Origin of the sequence: Burkholderia sp. BCC0044 (assembly GCF_902832955.1) — a bacterium.
GTDB lineage: Bacteria > Pseudomonadota > Gammaproteobacteria > Burkholderiales > Burkholderiaceae > Burkholderia.
Window position 1 is genome coordinate 546,220 of sequence record NZ_CADFDO010000004.1, and the last position, 16,170, is coordinate 562,389.

Below are 16,170 nucleotides of genomic sequence, written 5' to 3' on the forward strand. Positions count from 1 at the left end.
CCCATGAATCCTGTCTCGCTTGCCTGGCTGATTTCCGCGCTCGCCACCGCGGGCGTCATCACGCGCCCGTTCGGCTGGCCCGAGGCCATCTGGGCCGTGAGCGGCGCGCTGCTGCTGGTCGTGTTGAACCTGTTGCCCGTCGCGCAGGCGCTGGACGCCGTCGCGAAAGGGGGCGACGTCTACCTGTTTCTGACGGGCATGATGCTGCTGTCCGAGGCGGCCCGTCGCGAGGGGTTGTTCGACTGGGTCGCGACGCACGTCGTCAATCTCGCGCAGGGCTCGCCGCGGCGGTTGTTCGCGCTGATCTACGCGGTCGGCGTCGTCACCACGGTGTTCCTGTCGAACGATGCGACCGCCGTCGTGCTGACGCCCGCGGTCCTTGCCGCGGCGCGCCGCGCGAAGGCCGATCCGATGCCGCTGCTGTACAGCTGCGCGCTCGTTGCCAATGCCGCGAGTTTCGTGCTGCCGATTTCGAATCCGGCGAACCTGGTGCTGTACGGTGCGCACATGCCGGCGCTCGGCGTCTGGCTCGCGCACTTCGCGGCGCCGTCCGTCGCGTCGATCGTCTGCACGTTCGTGATGCTGCGGATCGTGCAGCGACGTGCGCTTGCCGGCCGTTGCGAGTCGGGGCTGCCAGTGCAGCCGCTGACGAGCGGCGGACGTATCGCGCTCGCGGGCATCGCGGCAACGGCCGTTGCGCTGATGGCGGTGTCGGTGTTCGATCGGCCGCTCGGGTTGCCGACCGCGCTGGCGGGTGTCGTCACGGTCGCGTGCGTGGTGATGCGGGATCGCGCGGCATGCGTGCCGATCGTTCGCGCGATTTCATGGAGCGTGTTGCCGCTCGTCGCGGGCTTGTTCGTCGTCGTCGAGACGCTCGACCGGACCGGCGCGGTGCGCGTACTGGCGGGGCTGCTGCACATGCTGATGCAAAGCGGCGAGCACGTCGCCGCGGCCGTGGCCGGCGTCGCGGTCGCGCTGGTGTCGAACGGGGTCAACAACCTGCCCGCCGGGCTGATCGCGAGCTCGACGATCCATGCCGCGCACAGCCCGCAAACGGTGGTCGACGCGATTCTGATCGGCGTCGATCTCGGCCCGAACCTGTCGGTTACCGGTTCGCTCGCGACGATTCTGTGGCTGGCGGCGATCCGGCGTGAAGGGCTGCAGATCGGGTTCCGCGCATTTCTCGCGGTCGGCGCGTGCGTGATGCCGCCGGCGCTACTGCTCGCGCTCGGCGCGCGGTTCGTGGCCGGCGGCTGACGGGTGATGGCCGTCAGCCGCCCCGGCCCGGCTAGAACGAGTAGGCGAGCGACGCGAACAGGCTGCGCGGCGCGCCCGGCGTGACCCACAGGCTGTTGTACGAGCTGACGTAGGTGGTGCGATTGAACAGGTTGTTCAGCACGACCGACGCACGCAGGTGCTTGTTGACCTGAACGTAGCCGTTGAGCTGCACGGTCGCGTAGGCCGGCAGCTCGAAGCCGTCCTGCGTGTTGGCCGTGTTGCCCGCGCGGCGGCCGACATAGATCACGCCCGCACCGGCGCCGGCCTTGTCCGCGAACGGCAGGGTCGTCTCGTACATCAGCAGCGCGCTGCCGCTCAGACGCGGTACGTCGACGAGGCGCGAACCGGGCGCCAGCACGGTATCGCGCGTGACCTCGGCGTTGACGTACGCGAAGTTGGCGACGCCGCGCAGCCCATGACCGAGGTCGCCGCTCCATTCGAATTCGACGCCGCGGCTGCGCACTTCGCCGGCCGCGCGCGAGAAGCCGGCGTTCGCCGGATCGGCGGTCAGCACGTTGCGCTTGGTGACGTAGAACGCGGAGACGGTCGTGAGCCAGCGCGCGCCGGCCCATTTCGCGCCGGCTTCGTAGCCGTGGCCCTTTTCGGGATCGAACGCGTTGCCGCCGACGTCGGCGCCGTTGTTCGGCCGGAACGAATACGCGGTGTTCGCATAGAACGACCACGCGGGGCTCATCTCATACACGACGCCGATGCGGGGGCTCACCGCGGTCTGCAACTGGCTCGTCGTCACGCCCTTCAGGCGGTTGTCGATCGACTGGTGGAAGCGATCCCAGCGCAGCCCGGCCAGGATCTTCCAGTGCGGCCCGAACGCGAGCGTGTCCTGCGCGTAGACGCCTTGTCCGTCATCGCGTTCGAGCAGGTTCGTCGCGGTGCGCGGCGTGGCCGCGGGCTGGCCGTAGACCGGATCGAAGATGTCGATCGCATACGGCGCCGCCGCGCTCGGCGTGGAGCGCGTGACGAACTGGTCGTAGTTGAAGCGGTACGCATCGACGCCCATCACGAGCGTATGGCCGATGCCGCCCGTGCGGAACGAGCCGGTGGTTTCGACGCGGCCTTGCAGGTCGTTCGAGTGAAACGCGACTTGCCGGTAGCGGCGCCACAGCGTGCGGCCGTCCGGCTGCAACGCGAATGCCTCGGACGAGCGCCCCGATAGGTCGGTGTTGCGTTGCGCGACGCCGGCGTTGATCGACCAGCTTGAATCGATGCGATGTTCGAGCGTGAACTGGTGGCCCGTGTTGCGCACGTCGTAGTCGCCGTCACGCGGCTCGCCGAGAAAGCGCGACGCCGGGATCACGCCGAGCTGCCCGTTGACCGCCAGCACGCCGCGATCGAGCGGCGCGCGCTGACGCGCGCTCTCGAATTCGTAGTGGAGCGTCGTGTCCGCGCCGATGTCCCAGGTAAATGACGGCGAGAACAGGTAGCGTTTGCTCGACACCGTATCGCGGAAGCTGCCGTTGTTCTCGTTCATCGCGACGAAGCGGTACGCGAGCGATTTCGTGATGGGGCCGGTCGAATCGAGGGTCTGGCGCAGCGCGCCGTAGCTGCCGGCCGACACGCCGATGGTGTTCGCGCGTGCGAACTGCGGCTGCTTCGTCGTATAGCTGATGATCCCGCCCGGATCGCCGCGGCCGTACAGCGCGGACGCCGGCCCCTTGAGCACTTCCATACGCTCGAGGTTGACGGTGTCGCGCGGCACGCTCATCCCGCGATTCCACGAGAAGCCGTTGACCAGGTAGTCGGTGCCGGACGTGTTGCCGTCGCCGGCGAAGCCGCGCACCGCGTAGTTGTCCCACAGGCCGCCGAAGTTGTTCTGGCGCGAGACGCCCGCGACCCAGTCGTAAAGATCGTCGCCGCGCGTGGCGGCCACGGTCTGGATCAGCTTCGTATCGACGCTGCTGACCGCGAACGGAATCTCCATCACGTCCGCCTCGCTGCGCGTCGCGCTCGTCGATTCGCGCGTGCGAAACGGCGCCGTCGCGCGTTGCGCGGAGACCTCGATGGTGGGCAACGACGTTTCCTGTGCGTCGGCGGCGCCCATGCCGGTCGTGCCGACGACGATGGCCATCGGTGCGGCCGCCCAGTTCCTCCTGCTCATACCTCTCCTTTTCGTGTCGTTCGCGTTCGGGCACGGCGGGCGGCCTCGCGCCGACATCTGTGTTCCAAACAGTACATTTGCGCGGCAATTTAATGCAAATGAGAGGCATTTGCAATCGTAATTTCGGGATGAGGGAATGCGCACGACCACGGACGGCGCGGCGGCAGTCGTGGAGCGTGCGGAAACGCGATTTTCAGGGCGTCGGAGGGGGAATCAGTGGTGTGGGGCGCGCGACGACGAACGTGCCGGCGCCGGCCCGCGCTCAATCCGGATCGGCTTTCAGCCCGCCCTCGATCCACCGCGCTTCGGACGCGCGAAGGTGCGCACGAATGGCCGTCTGGGCCGCGATCGGATCGCCGGCCTGCAACGCAAGGAGCACGTCCTCATGCTCGCGCACCGCGGCGGTCCAGGTCTGCGGATTCTCCGCATGGCCGCGCATCGCGGCCGCGATCGGGTCGTGGCGGCTGTCGAACAGCTCGCCGACGAAGCGCGTGAGCACCGAATTGCCGGCGGCTTCCGCGATCAGCATGTGGAACTGCCGGTCGGCTTCGACCGGCGATTTGCCGGCCTCCGCGAGCCGCTTCATGCGCTGCACCGTGCGGCGCAAGCGCTCGAGCATCGCGGCCGTCATCCGCGCGGCGGCCAGCGCGGCGACGCTGCCTTCGACGGCCGCGCGGGCCTGCATCAATTCCGACGGACTGTCGCCGAGCGTGGCCATCGGGCCGACGGCGTCGGCCGCCGTGTCGCGCACATAGACGCCGGAGCCCATCCGGATCTCGATCTGGCCGCCGATTTCCAGCGCGATCAATGCCTCGCGAAGCGACGGGCGCGATACGCCGAGCGTCAGCGCCAGCTCGCGCTCCGGCGGCAGCCGCTCGCCGATCGCGAATTCGCCCTGACGAATCAACGCGACGATCTGGGCCGCGACCGATTGGTAAAGCCGCTTGGGTTCTGTCGATTTCATCCGATGGAGTGGGATCAGTGCGCTTTCGGCGCAGCGCGTGTCGCGGAGTCTATCACGTCTGCCGCATCGCCCCTTGTGGCGGCGAGTTCGTCCGGATGTCCGGGTTTTTACTATTGGTAAGATCAGATTGGGATAGTTAAATTGGCTTGACCAAAATTGGTTTGATTGCTGTAATTCATCCAAATTGGACTGACCACATGGTGCCGAGGTCGATCCACCCCAAGGAGACGCAATGGCAATGCCTCGCAATCTGCCCGGTCAGGCCGCGCACGACGAACCGGACCGGGAGATCCTGCGCCTGGACGGAATTCGCAAGCGCTTCCCGGGCGTCCTCGCGCTCGACGGGATTCGCCTCGACCTGCGCCACGGCGAGGTGCATGCGGTGTGCGGCGAAAACGGCGCGGGCAAATCGACGCTGATGAAGATCATCAGCGGCCAGTACCTGCCCGACGACGGCGTCGTTCACTATCGCGGCGCGCCGGTGCAGTTTCGTTCGGCATCCGAAGCGCAGGCGGCCGGCATCTCGATCATTCACCAGGAACTCAATCTCGTCCCGCACCTGAGCGTGGCGGAGAACCTGTTCCTCGCGCGCGAGCCGCGGCGCGGGCCGTTCGTCGATACCAAACGCATGAACGCGGAGGCGGCGCGCTGCATCGCGCGCATCGGCCTGAACGTCGCGCCGACCACGAAGGTCGGCGTGCTGTCCATCGCGCAGCAGCAGATGGTCGAGATCGCGAAGGCGCTGTCGCACGATGCGCGCGTGCTGATCATGGACGAGCCCACGTCGTCGCTGACTGAAGCGGAGACGGTGCAACTCTTTCGGATCATCGAGGAACTGCGCGCCGACGGCGTGGCGATCCTGTATATCTCGCACCGGCTCGACGAAATGGCGCAGATCGTCGATCGCGTGACGGTGCTGCGCGACGGGCGCCACATTTCGACGGACGATTTCGCCGACGTGAGCATCGACGACATCGTCGCGCGCATGGTCGGACGCACGCTCGACGACGCCTATCCGTCGCGGCAATCGGTGCCGACCGACGACGTGCTGCTCGACGTGCGGGACCTGCGCCGCGACGGCGTGTTCGGGCCGGTGTCGTTCGCGCTGCGCCGCGGCGAGATCCTCGGCTTCGCGGGATTGATGGGCGCCGGGCGCACCGAGATCGCCCGCGCGATCTTCGGCGCGGATCGCGTCGACGGCGGCACGATCGCGCTGCATGGCCGGCCCGTGACGATCCGCTCGCCGCGCGAGGCGATCCGGCACGGCATCGCGTATCTGTCGGAGGACCGCAAGAAGGAGGGGCTCGCGCTGCCGATGCCCGTCGCGGCGAATCTCACGCTCGCGAACGTGCGCGGCATTACATCACGCTTCGGATTCCTGCGCTTCGACGACGAACTCGACGTGGCGCGCCGCTACGTGCAGGACCTCGCGATTCGCACGCCGTCCGTGCACCAGCGCGTGCGCAACCTGTCCGGCGGCAACCAGCAGAAGGTCGTCATCGGCAAATGGCTGTACCGCGGCTCGAAGATCCTGTTCTTCGACGAGCCGACGCGCGGCATCGACGTCGGCGCGAAATTCGCGATCTACGGGCTGATGGACCGGCTCGCCGCCGACGGCGTCGGCGTGGTGCTGATCAGCTCGGAACTGCCCGAACTGCTGGGCATGACCGACCGGATCGCCGTTTTTCACGAAGGTCGATTGACCGCGTTTCTCGACACCCAACACACCAGTCAGGAGGAGATCATGCACTACGCGTCGGGGCGTTCCCATGCTTGAAATGACATCCGATCGAAGCCAGGCCGACGAACGGGCGGCGCGACAGCGGCGGCGCGACCTGATCCAGAAGTTCGCGGCGCTGGGCAGTCTCGTCGTGCTCGTGTTCGCGTTCTCGATATCGAGCGCGGCGTTCTTCTCGGTCGACAACCTGATGACCGTCGGCCTGCAGGTCACCTCCATCGCCTATCTGGGCGTGGCCGCCACCTGCGTGATCATCACGGGCGGCATCGACCTGTCGGTCGGCTCGGTGCTCGCGCTGGCCGGCGTGTGCGCGGCGCTGCTGGTCAAGGCCGGCGTGCCGGTGCCCGCGGCGATGGCGGCCGGCATCCTGGTCGGCGCGCTGTGCGGGCTCGTCAACGGCATCTGCGTGACGCAGATGGGCCTGCCGCCGTTCATCGCGACGCTCGGCATGATGCTCGTCGCGCGCGGCATCGCACTGCAGATCACCGGCGCGCGGCCGGTATCGGATCTCGGCGACGCGTTCGGCGCGCTCGGCAACGGCGCGCTGCTTCGGATCTCGCGGATCGGCGCGGACGGGTTCCCCGACACGACCTTTCCCGGCATTCCGTATCCGGTCGTGATCATGGTCGTGCTGTTCGTCGTGGTGTCCGTGCTGCTGTCGAGAACGTCGCTCGGCCGTCATATCTACGCGGTCGGGTCGAACGCGGAAGCCGCGCGGCTGTCGGGCGTGAACGTGCAGGGCGTGAAGCTGTTCACCTACGTGCTGTCCGGCGCGCTCGCGGGCGTGACCGGCTGCGTGCTGATGTCGCGGCTCGTCACCGGGCAGCCGAACGAAGGCGTGATGTACGAGCTCGACGCGATCGCCAGTTCGGTCATCGGCGGCACGTCGCTGATGGGCGGCGTCGGCACGATTTCCGGCACGGCGATCGGCGCGTTCGTGATCGGCGTGCTGCGCAACGGCCTGAACATGAACGGCGTATCGAGCTTCATCCAGCAGATCATCATCGGCGTCGTGATCCTGGGCACGGTGTGGATCGACCAGTTGCGCAATCGCCGGCCCTGACCGGCAGCAAGCAGTCCCTACCAACGAGAAGCGGAGCGAGACATGAACAAATCCATCCTGCTGGCGGCATCGGCGTGCGTGTTCGCGGTGTGCGGCAGCGGCGCGTATGCGGCGGGCGGCGAGATCGCCGTGATCGTCAAGACGGTCAATTCGAATTACTGGCAGAACGTGCAGAAAGGCGCGAAGGCGGCGCTCGACGGCGCCAAGGGCTACACGATGACGTTCCAGGGGCCGGCGGCCGAGTCCGACATCAGCGGGCAGGTCAACATGGTCGACAACGCGGTCACGCGTCACGTGGCGGCGATCGTGCTCGCGCCGTCCGATCCCAATGCGCTCGTGCCCGCGATCAAGAAGGCGTGGGAAGCGCACATTCCGGTCGTGCTGATCGACTCGGCGATCGCGGACGCCGGCAAGCCGTATTACCAGGCGTTCCTGTCGACCGACAACGAGAAGGCGGGCGCGCTGTGCGCGAAGGCGCTGATCGACCGCGTCGGGCAGTCCGGCAAGATCGCGATCATGTCGTACGTGCCGGGCGCGGGCTCCGAGGTCAGCCGCGTCGGCGGGTTCCGCAAGTACATCGAGAGCCATTCGAAGCTGCAGATCGTCGGCCCGTACTACTCGCAATCGCAAATGGCGACCGCGCTGAACCAGACGACCGACGTGCTGTCGGCGAACCCGGACCTGAAGGGCATCTTCGGCGCGAACGAGCCGACCGCGGTCGGGATGGGCCGTGCGCTGAAGCAGTCGGGCAAGGCGGGCAAGGTGGTGGCGATCGGCTTCGACGGCAACGAGGATCTGCAGGGCTTCGTGCGCGACGGCACCGTGCAGGCGATCGCCGTGCAAGGTTCGTGGCAGATGGGGAACCAGGGCGTGCGCACCGCGCTCGACGTGATCGAGCGCAAGCCCGCGCCGAAGCTGATCGATACCGGCGTCGTGATGGTCGACAAGCAGAACCTCGATTCGCAGGCGTCGAAGAACGTCCTGTACTGATCGCCGTGTCTCTTTTCCGCATCCGGTCACGCCTCATGAACGCAAACGATACGCGTACCTTGCCGCGCAGCGGGTTGACGGTGTCCGCGCTCGGCCTCGGCTGCTCGCAGCTCGGCGGCCTTTATCGGCCGATGTCGGCCGCCGACGCCGCCGCGCTCGTCGACGCCGCGTGCGCCGCCGGCCTGCGCTATTTCGACACCGCGCCGTATTACGGGTACACGTTATCGGAGCGGCGCGTGGGCACGGGGCTCGCGTCGCGGGAGCGCCGCGCGTTCACGCTCAGCACGAAGGTCGGGCGGCTGATGCGCGCCGACGCGAGCGTGCGGCCGGGCGACGACGGCTGGGCCGAGCCGTTGCCGTTCCGGCCGGTCTACGACTACAGCTACGACGGCATCATGCGCTCGCATGACGACAGCCGGCAACGGCTCGGGCTCGCGCGGATCGACATGCTGTACGTGCACGACATCGGCGCGATGACGCACGGCGATCGTCACGCGCATTACTGGGAACAGTTGACCCGCGGCGGCGGGTTTCGCGCGCTGGATGCGCTGCGCGCGGGCGGCGAGATCGGCGCGTTCGGCCTCGGCGTGAACGAATGGGAAGTCGCGGCCGACGCGCTGAACGAAGCGGCGCTCGATGCGGTGCTGCTCGCCGGCCGCTACACGCTGCTCGAACAGGCGGCGCTCGAGCCGCTGCTCGACGCGTGCGCCCGTGACGGGACGGCGATCGTGATCGGCGGCGTGTTCAATTCCGGCCTGCTCGCCGGCAACGGCAAGTTCAACTATGCGGACGCGAGCGCCGACGTGATCGACAAGACGACGCGGCTCCGCGCGCTGTGCAATCGCTTCGACGTGCCGCTTCCCGCCGCTGCATTGCAGTTTCCGTTCGGTCATCCGGCCGTCGTGTCGTGCGTGATCGGCGCGCGCAGCGTGGCGCAGTTGCAGCAGAACATCGAATGGTTCGAGCGCCCCGCGCCTTCCGCACTATGGGATGCGCTGCGCGACGAAGGGCTGATCGCTGCGCACGCGCCGGTTCCGGGGGCACGCGCATGACCACGCGCATCGACGCCCATCAGCACTACTGGCGCATCGCCGCGCGGGCCGGCTGCTGGCCGCCCGCCGAACTCGACGCGATTCATCGGGATTTCGGTCCCGCCGATCTGGCGCCGCTGCTCGACGCCGCGCGCATCGACACCACCGTGCTCGTGCAATCGCTGCCGAGCGAAGCCGACACGCGCTTTCTGCTCGATCTCGCGGCTGACACGCCGAGTGTCGGCGCGGTGGTCGGCTGGGTCGACCTGAAGGCCGACGACGCGCCGGCGCGAATCGCGGCGTTCGCATCCGCGCCGAAAGCGCGCGGCTTGCGACCGATGCTGCAGGATTTGCCCGACGACGCGTGGATCGACGATCCGCGGCTGGATCGCGCGGTCGCCGCGATGCTCGAGCACGGGCTGCGTTTCGATGCGCTGGTGATGCCGCGCCATCTCGATGCGCTGCATGCGTTCGCGCGACGCCATCCGGATCTGCCGATCGCGATCGACCACGGCGCGAAGCCGTTCATCGAGCGCGGTGAATTGCAGCCGTGGCTGGCCGCGATGAGCCGGCTCGCGAGCCTGCCGAACCTTCACTGCAAGCTGTCCGGCCTCTGGACCGAAGCGGGGCCGTCGGCCGGCGCCGATGCCGTGCGCGCACGCATGCGGCCGTATGTCCATGCGCTGGCCGAGCTGTTCGGGCCGACGCGCCTGATGTGGGGCAGCGACTGGCCGGTGCTGCGGCTGGCGTCGGCGTGCGGCGGCTACGGCGAATGGCTGGCCGCGTGCGAGGACGATTGCGCGCGGTTGCTCGGCTCCGCGGCATTGCCCGACCTCTTCGGCGGCAACGCACAACGCTTCTACCGGATCGACACCGCACGCCACGACGAATGAACCAGAACGAAAGGAACCCGACATGCTCAGCGTGATTTGCGAATCCCCCGGTGTGCTGCGCGTGCAGCATCGCGAACCGCCCGTGCGCGGCAGCGGCGAAGTGCTGTTGCGCGTGCAACGGGTCGGCATCTGCGGCACCGACCTGCACATCTTCACCGGCAACCAGCCGTACCTCGACTATCCGCGTGTGATGGGCCACGAGCTTTCCGCGGTCGTCGTCGAGGCGGAACCCGAGTCGGGGCTCGCCGCCGGCGACGCGGTGTACGTGATGCCGTACCTGTCGTGCGGACACTGCGTCGCATGCCGGCACGGCAACACGAACTGCTGCGTGAACATCAAGGTGCTCGGCGTGCATCGCGACGGCGCACTCGCCGAATACCTGAGCGTGCCCGCGCAGTTCGTCCACAAGGCCGACGGCATTTCGCTCGACCAGGCGGCGATGCTGGAATTTCTCGCGATCGGTGCGCATGCGGTGCGCCGCGCCGATGTGCGTGCCGGGCAGCGGGCGCTGGTTGTCGGCGCCGGGCCGATCGGCATGGCCGCGATGATCTTCGCGAAGCTGCGCGGCGCCAACGTCACGTGCCTCGACACGCGAGCGGATCGACTGGCGTTTTGCCGCCAGCATCTGGCGGTCGATGCGGCGGTGGAGGTGGGGGAAGGCGACACGGAGCGTCTCGCGTCGTTGACGAACGGCGAGTATTTCGATGCGGTGTTCGACGCGACCGGCAACCTCGATGCGATGAATCGCGGTTTCGAATTCGTCGCGCACGGCGGCAAATACACGCTGATTTCGATCGTGCGCGGGCATGTCGCGTTTTCGGATCCCGAGTTCCACAAGCGGGAAACCACGCTGCTCGCAAGCCGCAACGCGACGGCCGAGGATTTCGCGACGGTGCTCGACGCGATGCGCGCGGGGCGCATTCCGGACCGCGCGCTGAACACGCACCGGATGCGGCTCGACGAGGTGCCGGATGCGCTGCCGCGTTTGCTGGATGCGGGGCAGACCGTCGTGAAGGCGCTCGTCGAATGCTGAGCGATCGAACCGGGCACCCGGAGCGCACACGATGACGCCGCCGATCCTGCAATTCGGCACGAGCCGCTTCCTGCTCGCGCACGTCGACCTGTTCGTCTCCCAGGTGCTGGACGACGGCAACGCGATGGGCGGCATCGGCATCGTGCAGACCACCGGCAATCCTGCCAGCCGCGCCCGCATCGATGCGCTGCGCGCGACCGGTCGCTATCCGGTGCGAATTCGCGGGCGTGACCGCGGCGGCGTGGTCGACGAAGTCGTCGAGTGCCACGCGGTGCATCGCGCATGGGACGCCGAACACGACTGGGCGGAGATACGCCGCGCCGCGATCGGGACGGTGCGCGTCATTGTGTCGAACACCGGCGACGCAGGTTATCGCGTCGATCCGCGCGACACCGTGGACCTGCTGGCCCGGCCGGAGCAGGTGCCGCATGGCTTTCCCGCGAAGCTGCTCGTGCTGCTGCATGCGCGCTGGCACGTGCGGCCCGACGACGGCGTTTCCATCCTGCCTTGCGAACTGGTGACGAACAACGGCGACACGCTGCGCGACATCGTGCTGGGCCTCGCCCGGCAGTGGCGGCTGCCCGACGCGTTCGCCGACTATCTGTGCAACCGCTGCGTGTGGGTCAACTCGCTCGTCGACCGCATCGTGTCCGAGCCGCTTCATCCGGTCGGCGCGATTGCGGAGCCCTATGCGCTGTGGGCGATCGAACGGCGTGCGGACATGGCGCTGCCGTGCCGGCACGCGCAGATCGTCGTCACCGACGATTTGCGCAGCCACGAGCGCCTGAAGCTGTTTTTCCTCAATCTCGGGCATAGCTGGCTCGCGGAACAGTGGCTCGCGGCGGGGCGCGACGCATCGGAAACGGTGCTGGACGCGATGAACGATGCGCGGCTGCGCGACGGTCTCGAAGCCGTGTGGCGCGATGAAGTCGCGCCGGTATTCGTTGCGCTCGGCCTGCGCGAAACGGCGGAACGCTATGTCGACAGCGTGCGCGAGCGTTTTCTCAATCCGTTTCTCGCGCATCGCATCGCCGATATCGCGGTCAACCATCGCGAGAAGGTCGCGCGGCGGATCGAGCCGCTGCTCGCGCTCGCGGATTCGCTGGCGGTGCCGGCCGAACAAGCGCGCTTGCGACAACTCGTCGCCCGCCATGAGCCGGCGGCCGCAACGACAGGGAGAAGTCCATCGTGACGCAACCGACCATCGTGATCCTTCACGGCAACGACAACGTCGCCGTCGCACTCGACGCGCTCGCGCCGGACGTGCCGGTCGACGTGCACGGCGCGCCGCTGCGGCCGGCGGCCGCGATACCGGCCGGCCACAAGATCGCCACCGCGCCGATCGCGCGCGGCGACGCGATCGTCAAATGCGGGCAGCCGATCGGCGTCGCGCTGCGCGACATCGCCGCGGGCGAGCATGTGCACGTGCACAACGTCGGGATGCCCGAGCGGCATGCGCACGACGGGCCTGCGGGCAACGCGGACGACGTCGCGGCGGATCGCCGCGATACCTTCGACGGATTCGTGCGGCCCGACGGCAGCGTGGGGACCCGCAACTACGTCGGCGTGATCGCGAGCGTCAACTGTTCGGCGAGCGTCTGTCATGCGATCGCCGATGCATACCGGCACGGCGCGCTCGATGCGTTCGGTCATGTCGACGGCGTCGTCGCGATCACCCATCAGAGCGGCTGCGGCATGTCGGCGACCGGCGACGGCATCGAACTGCTGCGGCGCACGCTCGTCGGCTATGCACGGAACCCGAATTTCGCCGGCGTGCTGCTCGTCGGCCTCGGTTGCGAAGTCAACCAGGTCGGCGCGCTCGCGCAACGGCTCGACGCGGCCGCGCCCGGCACCGTGCGCACGCTGGTGATCCAGGACGAAGGCGGCGTGCGCGACACCGTGGCCAAAGGCGTGTCGATCGTGCGCGAGTTGCTGGAGGCGGCCGACGGCGCGCGTCGCAGCGCCGTGCCGGCCTCGCGGCTGACGGTCGGCCTGCAATGCGGCGGCTCCGACGGTTATTCGGGCATCACCGCGAATCCGGCGCTCGGCGCGGCCGTCGATCTGCTGGTCCGCAACGGCGGCACCGCGATTCTGTCCGAGACGCCGGAGATCTACGGCGCCGAGCATCTGCTGATCGCGCGAGCGGCCTCGCGCGACGTGGCCGAACGCCTGCTCGGCAGGTTGCAGTGGTGGGAGCGCTACGTCGCCGACAACGGCGGCGAAATGAACAACAACCCGTCGCCCGGCAACCTCGCCGGCGGCATCACGACGATTCTCGAGAAATCGCTCGGCGCGGTGTCGAAAGGCGGCCGCTCGCCGCTGCGCGCGGTCTACGACTATGCGGAGCCGGTGCGGCAAGCCGGGCTCGTGTTCATGGATACGCCCGGTTACGACCCGGTGTCGGCCACCGGGCAGATCGCCGGCGGCGCGAATCTCGTGTGCTTCACGACGGGCCGCGGCTCGGTGTTCGGCTCGAAGCCGGTGCCGACGATCAAGATCGCGACGACGACCGGCCTGTTCGAGCGGATGCAATCGGACATGGATTTCGACAGCGGCGGGATCGTCGCCGGTTCGCTCACGGTCGGCGAAGCGGGCGAGCGGCTGTTCCGGCTGATGCTCGACGTCGCGTCCGGACGCAGATCCCGCAGCGAGGACAACGGCATCGGCGAACGCGAGTTCGTGCCGTGGCTGCGCGGCGCGGTCATGTGACGCAACAGGCGGATGGGCGACCGCGTGCGCAATCGGACAGCGAAGGAGAAGCCGCGATGGAAACCAGCATGAGCGAGCCGGCGATCGGCGAAATCGGCCACGACGATCATCTGTCCGACCTGGAGAAGGGCTTGCTCGGCGAGGCGCTGCGGTTGCTCGCCGAGACCCGCGCACGTGCGCTGGAACTCTGTGTCGAGGTGAGCCGGCGGCAGGGCGGCGCGATGCCGGACGTCCACGACTTCAACCTGCCGACGATCATCGAGCTGCAACGGCGCTTCGGTACGCGGCCTCGCCCGGATGGCGCCGACATGGCCGCCTCCGGTCGCTTCGCGTAGCCGAAGCCGAAGCCGCCCGTAGGCGGCGCCGTTGCAGGATCGATCTTCCGCGCCGGTTATGCCGCCGACAGCGTGATCGACACGCCCGTCGCGGTATACACCGGCGTGGCCTTGAACCCGTCGACCGTCACCGTCGCGAACTTCGCGGCAGCCGCCGCGCCGTCGATCAGCGCGATGGTGTCGCCGGCCTTCGGCGCGTAGCCGTTCACGAATTTCACGTGCAGCGTGCCGCCCGCGACGGTGAGCGGCCCGCCCACGCGCAGCCGTCCGCCGCCGTTGCCGTCGATGTCGAGTTCGAGCGTCGTGTTGTCGAGCTGCGTGTAGCGGGTGGCGATCGTCACCGGCGCGGCGGCCGCGATCCGCACGCTGCCGCCCGGGCCGACGTACACGTCGCCTTTGCCGAACGCCGTCGCGGACGCAGCCGCCAGCGTGCCGCCGCTCACCTGCGTGCCGCCCGTATAGGCGTTGTTGCCCGCCAGCGTCAGCGTGCCGCTGCCCTGCAGCGTCAGCTTGCCGGCGCCCGCGACGTCGTTGCGCCACAGGTCGGCGGCATTGAGCCCGCCCTGCGACGCATCCATCGACACGATCACGTTGCCGTTGAACGCGCCGTAGCCGTCGGCCGCCGCGAACAGGTTCAGGCGGCCCCAGCCTTCCGCGTCGTCCATCACCGGATAGCCGGACGGCAGTTCGGTCGTCTTCAGCACGACGCGCCGCTGGTCGGCGCTCAGGTACGGGAAGCGCGTCTGCAGCAGGATCTCCGCGCCCTTCGGCACGACCGGCGGTGCGTTCGTCGATTCGATCGCGCCGAAGCCGAACGTCATGCGGCGCAGGAACGCGGCCCGGTTCGTCGTGTAGTCGGCGAACCGGTCGGTGGCCGTCGTGCCCGAGTGCGCGAATGCGGAGAAGGTCGTGGCGCTCGTTCCGGTCAGTTGCTGCAGCGTCTGATGGGCTTGCGTGTAGGCGGCCTGCGCGTCGCTGGCGTACGCGGTCAGGTTCGCCGCGCTGATGGCCAGCGCGAGCGTGCGGCCGCCGATCACGTCGAGCGGCGAATGCATGCCGGCGAGAATGCGGTTCTCGCCCAGTTCGAGGCCGCGGCTGACCATTTCCTGGAAGCGTTCCGGCACGAGCCACGCCATCGTCGTCGCATCGCGCACCGCCTCGGCCGTGTGGCCGCTGACGAAGCCGCCGTCGGTCGCGGGCGTCGTGCTTTCGGCCGGCACGAGCGTCGGCGCGACGATCACGCTGCTGCTCCAGCGGTACGGGCGCGCGTATTTGAAGAAGCGCTTCGACGGTTCGGTCGACGCGTTGTTGCCCATTTCGTTGAGCAGGTCGACGACCTTCCCGAAGCTGGCATTGCCGCTGCTGCTGCCGACGCCGACGTTGTTGCCGGAGTCGTTGTACAGCACGGTCGTCGCATCGGCGGGCACGCTGGTGATGCTGGTCGTCTGCTGAGCCGCGGTGCGCCATGCGGCGGTAAGCGGGCCCATGCCGTCGGTCACGCTGTATCCCTTGCCGCGCCGGTCGTCGTAGTACGCGGCATCGGCCTGTTGCGGTGTGCGCGCGGTCGTCGCGTTGACCACGTACTGCACGTTGGCGGACAGCACCGCATCGTTCAGGATCGTGCCGCACGGCACGCCGCTGTTCGGCAGCCCGGAGCAGGTCGACGGCGAAATGGCCGGGAACGCGCCGTTCGCCGGCGCGCTCACGCCCGCGTCGACCAGCATCGTCGCCGGCTGCCACAGATCGAGGAAACGGCTCAGCACGCGCACCGCGGCGTTGGTCGACAGCGTCGCATAGCGCGCGTCGCCGCGCTGGTTGGTCGCGACGTTGTCGACGAAGGCGGGCGCGCTCGGGATCGGCGCGCTGTCGACGAAGCCGGGGTCGGCGGGCGGCGCCGGAACGGCCGCGGCGATCGTGCCGGTCGACGTGACGTCGTCGCCGCCGCCGCACGCAGCCAGTACGATCGCACTCGACAATGCCGCGACGTGCAGCGGGAAACGGCTTCGTGACGCAAACATGC

The 16,170-nt window shown here is 68.5% G+C and carries 13 protein-coding genes; 10 read left to right on the forward strand and 3 right to left on the reverse strand.

Features of this window, described 5'->3' with window-relative positions; genetic code table 11:
* The first annotated feature begins 3 nt into the window (after nt 1-3).
* Nucleotides 4-1,257, forward strand: a complete 1,254-nt coding sequence (locus HWX14_RS25155; RefSeq protein ID WP_175885063.1) for an arsenic transporter — start codon at nt 4-6, stop codon at nt 1,255-1,257.
* 31 nt (nt 1,258-1,288) lie between these two features.
* On the opposite strand, the gene HWX14_RS25160 is transcribed toward HWX14_RS25155, so the two are convergent.
* Both HWX14_RS25160 and HWX14_RS25165 read right to left on the reverse strand, forming a co-directional pair.
* Nucleotides 1,289-3,394: a TonB-dependent receptor gene (locus tag HWX14_RS25160; RefSeq protein ID WP_175885064.1), complete on the reverse strand. Its 2,106-nt coding sequence runs from the start codon at nt 3,392-3,394 to the stop codon at nt 1,289-1,291.
* Between the two features lie 262 nt (nt 3,395-3,656).
* Nucleotides 3,657-4,358: a FadR/GntR family transcriptional regulator gene (locus HWX14_RS25165; protein ID WP_027792854.1), complete on the reverse strand. Its 702-nt coding sequence runs from the start codon at nt 4,356-4,358 to the stop codon at nt 3,657-3,659.
* Nucleotides 4,359-4,590: 232 nt separating this feature from the next.
* On the opposite strand from HWX14_RS25165, the gene HWX14_RS25170 reads away from it, so the two are divergent.
* The 9 genes from HWX14_RS25170 to HWX14_RS25210 all read left to right on the forward strand — a co-directional run bounded on the left by HWX14_RS25170 (nt 4,591) and on the right by HWX14_RS25210 (nt 14,150).
* Entirely contained in the window at nt 4,591-6,135 is a 1,545-nt protein-coding gene (locus HWX14_RS25170; protein WP_175885065.1) for a sugar ABC transporter ATP-binding protein, read from the forward strand.
* Nucleotides 6,128-7,159, forward strand: coding sequence for an ABC transporter permease (locus tag HWX14_RS25175; protein WP_011549867.1), 1,032 nt, complete (start codon nt 6,128-6,130; stop codon nt 7,157-7,159). The genes HWX14_RS25170 and HWX14_RS25175 overlap by 8 nt, the downstream gene beginning before the upstream one ends.
* A gap of 42 nt (nt 7,160-7,201) precedes the next feature.
* Complete coding sequence (locus HWX14_RS25180) at nt 7,202-8,149, forward strand: ABC transporter substrate-binding protein (protein WP_175885066.1); 948 nt, start codon at nt 7,202-7,204, stop codon at nt 8,147-8,149.
* A 35-nt stretch (nt 8,150-8,184) separates the two neighbouring features.
* The gene (locus tag HWX14_RS25185) at nt 8,185-9,201 is read left to right on the forward strand and encodes an aldo/keto reductase (protein WP_175885067.1); all 1,017 of its coding nucleotides are present in this window, start codon (nt 8,185-8,187) and stop codon (nt 9,199-9,201) included.
* The gene (locus HWX14_RS25190; RefSeq protein ID WP_175885068.1) at nt 9,198-10,073 is read left to right on the forward strand and encodes an amidohydrolase family protein; all 876 of its coding nucleotides are present in this window, start codon (nt 9,198-9,200) and stop codon (nt 10,071-10,073) included. The genes HWX14_RS25185 and HWX14_RS25190 overlap by 4 nt, the downstream gene beginning before the upstream one ends.
* Before the next feature lie 22 nt (nt 10,074-10,095).
* Nucleotides 10,096-11,106, forward strand: coding sequence for a zinc-binding alcohol dehydrogenase family protein (locus tag HWX14_RS25195; RefSeq protein ID WP_175885069.1), 1,011 nt, complete (start codon nt 10,096-10,098; stop codon nt 11,104-11,106).
* A gap of 31 nt (nt 11,107-11,137) precedes the next feature.
* Nucleotides 11,138-12,298 (forward strand): mannitol dehydrogenase family protein, encoded by a 1,161-nt coding sequence (locus HWX14_RS25200; protein WP_175885070.1) that lies wholly within the window; start codon nt 11,138-11,140, stop codon nt 12,296-12,298.
* Complete coding sequence (locus tag HWX14_RS25205) at nt 12,295-13,815, forward strand: altronate dehydratase family protein (RefSeq protein WP_175885071.1); 1,521 nt, start codon at nt 12,295-12,297, stop codon at nt 13,813-13,815. Before HWX14_RS25200 ends, HWX14_RS25205 begins: the two co-directional genes overlap by 4 nt.
* 68 nt (nt 13,816-13,883) lie before the next feature.
* On the forward strand, nt 13,884-14,150 hold the full coding sequence (locus tag HWX14_RS25210; RefSeq protein ID WP_244130329.1) for a hypothetical protein: 267 nt from the start codon (nt 13,884-13,886) through the stop codon (nt 14,148-14,150).
* Between the two features lie 56 nt (nt 14,151-14,206).
* Here the strand turns inward: HWX14_RS25210 and HWX14_RS25215 are convergent, their stop codons facing one another.
* The gene (locus tag HWX14_RS25215; RefSeq protein WP_175885073.1) at nt 14,207-16,168 is read right to left on the reverse strand and encodes a phosphatase PAP2 family protein; all 1,962 of its coding nucleotides are present in this window, start codon (nt 16,166-16,168) and stop codon (nt 14,207-14,209) included.
* Between the last annotated feature and the right edge of the window lie 2 nt (nt 16,169-16,170).

Excerpts from the sequence above, each read along its gene's own strand:
- HWX14_RS25155 (WP_175885063.1), top strand. The coding sequence starts at position 4 with ATGAATCCTGTCTCGCTTGCCTGGCTGATTTCCGCGCTCGCCACCGCG.
- HWX14_RS25160 (WP_175885064.1), bottom strand. The coding sequence starts at position 3,394 with ATGAGCAGGAGGAACTGGGCGGCCGCACCGATGGCCATCGTCGTCGGC.
- HWX14_RS25165 (WP_027792854.1), bottom strand. The coding sequence starts at position 4,358 with ATGAAATCGACAGAACCCAAGCGGCTTTACCAATCGGTCGCGGCCCAG.
- HWX14_RS25170 (WP_175885065.1), top strand. The coding sequence starts at position 4,591 with ATGGCAATGCCTCGCAATCTGCCCGGTCAGGCCGCGCACGACGAACCG.
- HWX14_RS25175 (WP_011549867.1), top strand. The coding sequence starts at position 6,128 with ATGCTTGAAATGACATCCGATCGAAGCCAGGCCGACGAACGGGCGGCG.
- HWX14_RS25180 (WP_175885066.1), top strand. The coding sequence starts at position 7,202 with ATGAACAAATCCATCCTGCTGGCGGCATCGGCGTGCGTGTTCGCGGTG.
- HWX14_RS25185 (WP_175885067.1), top strand. The coding sequence starts at position 8,185 with ATGAACGCAAACGATACGCGTACCTTGCCGCGCAGCGGGTTGACGGTG.
- HWX14_RS25190 (WP_175885068.1), top strand. The coding sequence starts at position 9,198 with ATGACCACGCGCATCGACGCCCATCAGCACTACTGGCGCATCGCCGCG.
- HWX14_RS25195 (WP_175885069.1), top strand. The coding sequence starts at position 10,096 with ATGCTCAGCGTGATTTGCGAATCCCCCGGTGTGCTGCGCGTGCAGCAT.
- HWX14_RS25200 (WP_175885070.1), top strand. The coding sequence starts at position 11,138 with ATGACGCCGCCGATCCTGCAATTCGGCACGAGCCGCTTCCTGCTCGCG.
- HWX14_RS25210 (WP_244130329.1), top strand. The coding sequence starts at position 13,884 with ATGAGCGAGCCGGCGATCGGCGAAATCGGCCACGACGATCATCTGTCC.
- HWX14_RS25215 (WP_175885073.1), bottom strand. The coding sequence starts at position 16,168 with ATGTTTGCGTCACGAAGCCGTTTCCCGCTGCACGTCGCGGCATTGTCG.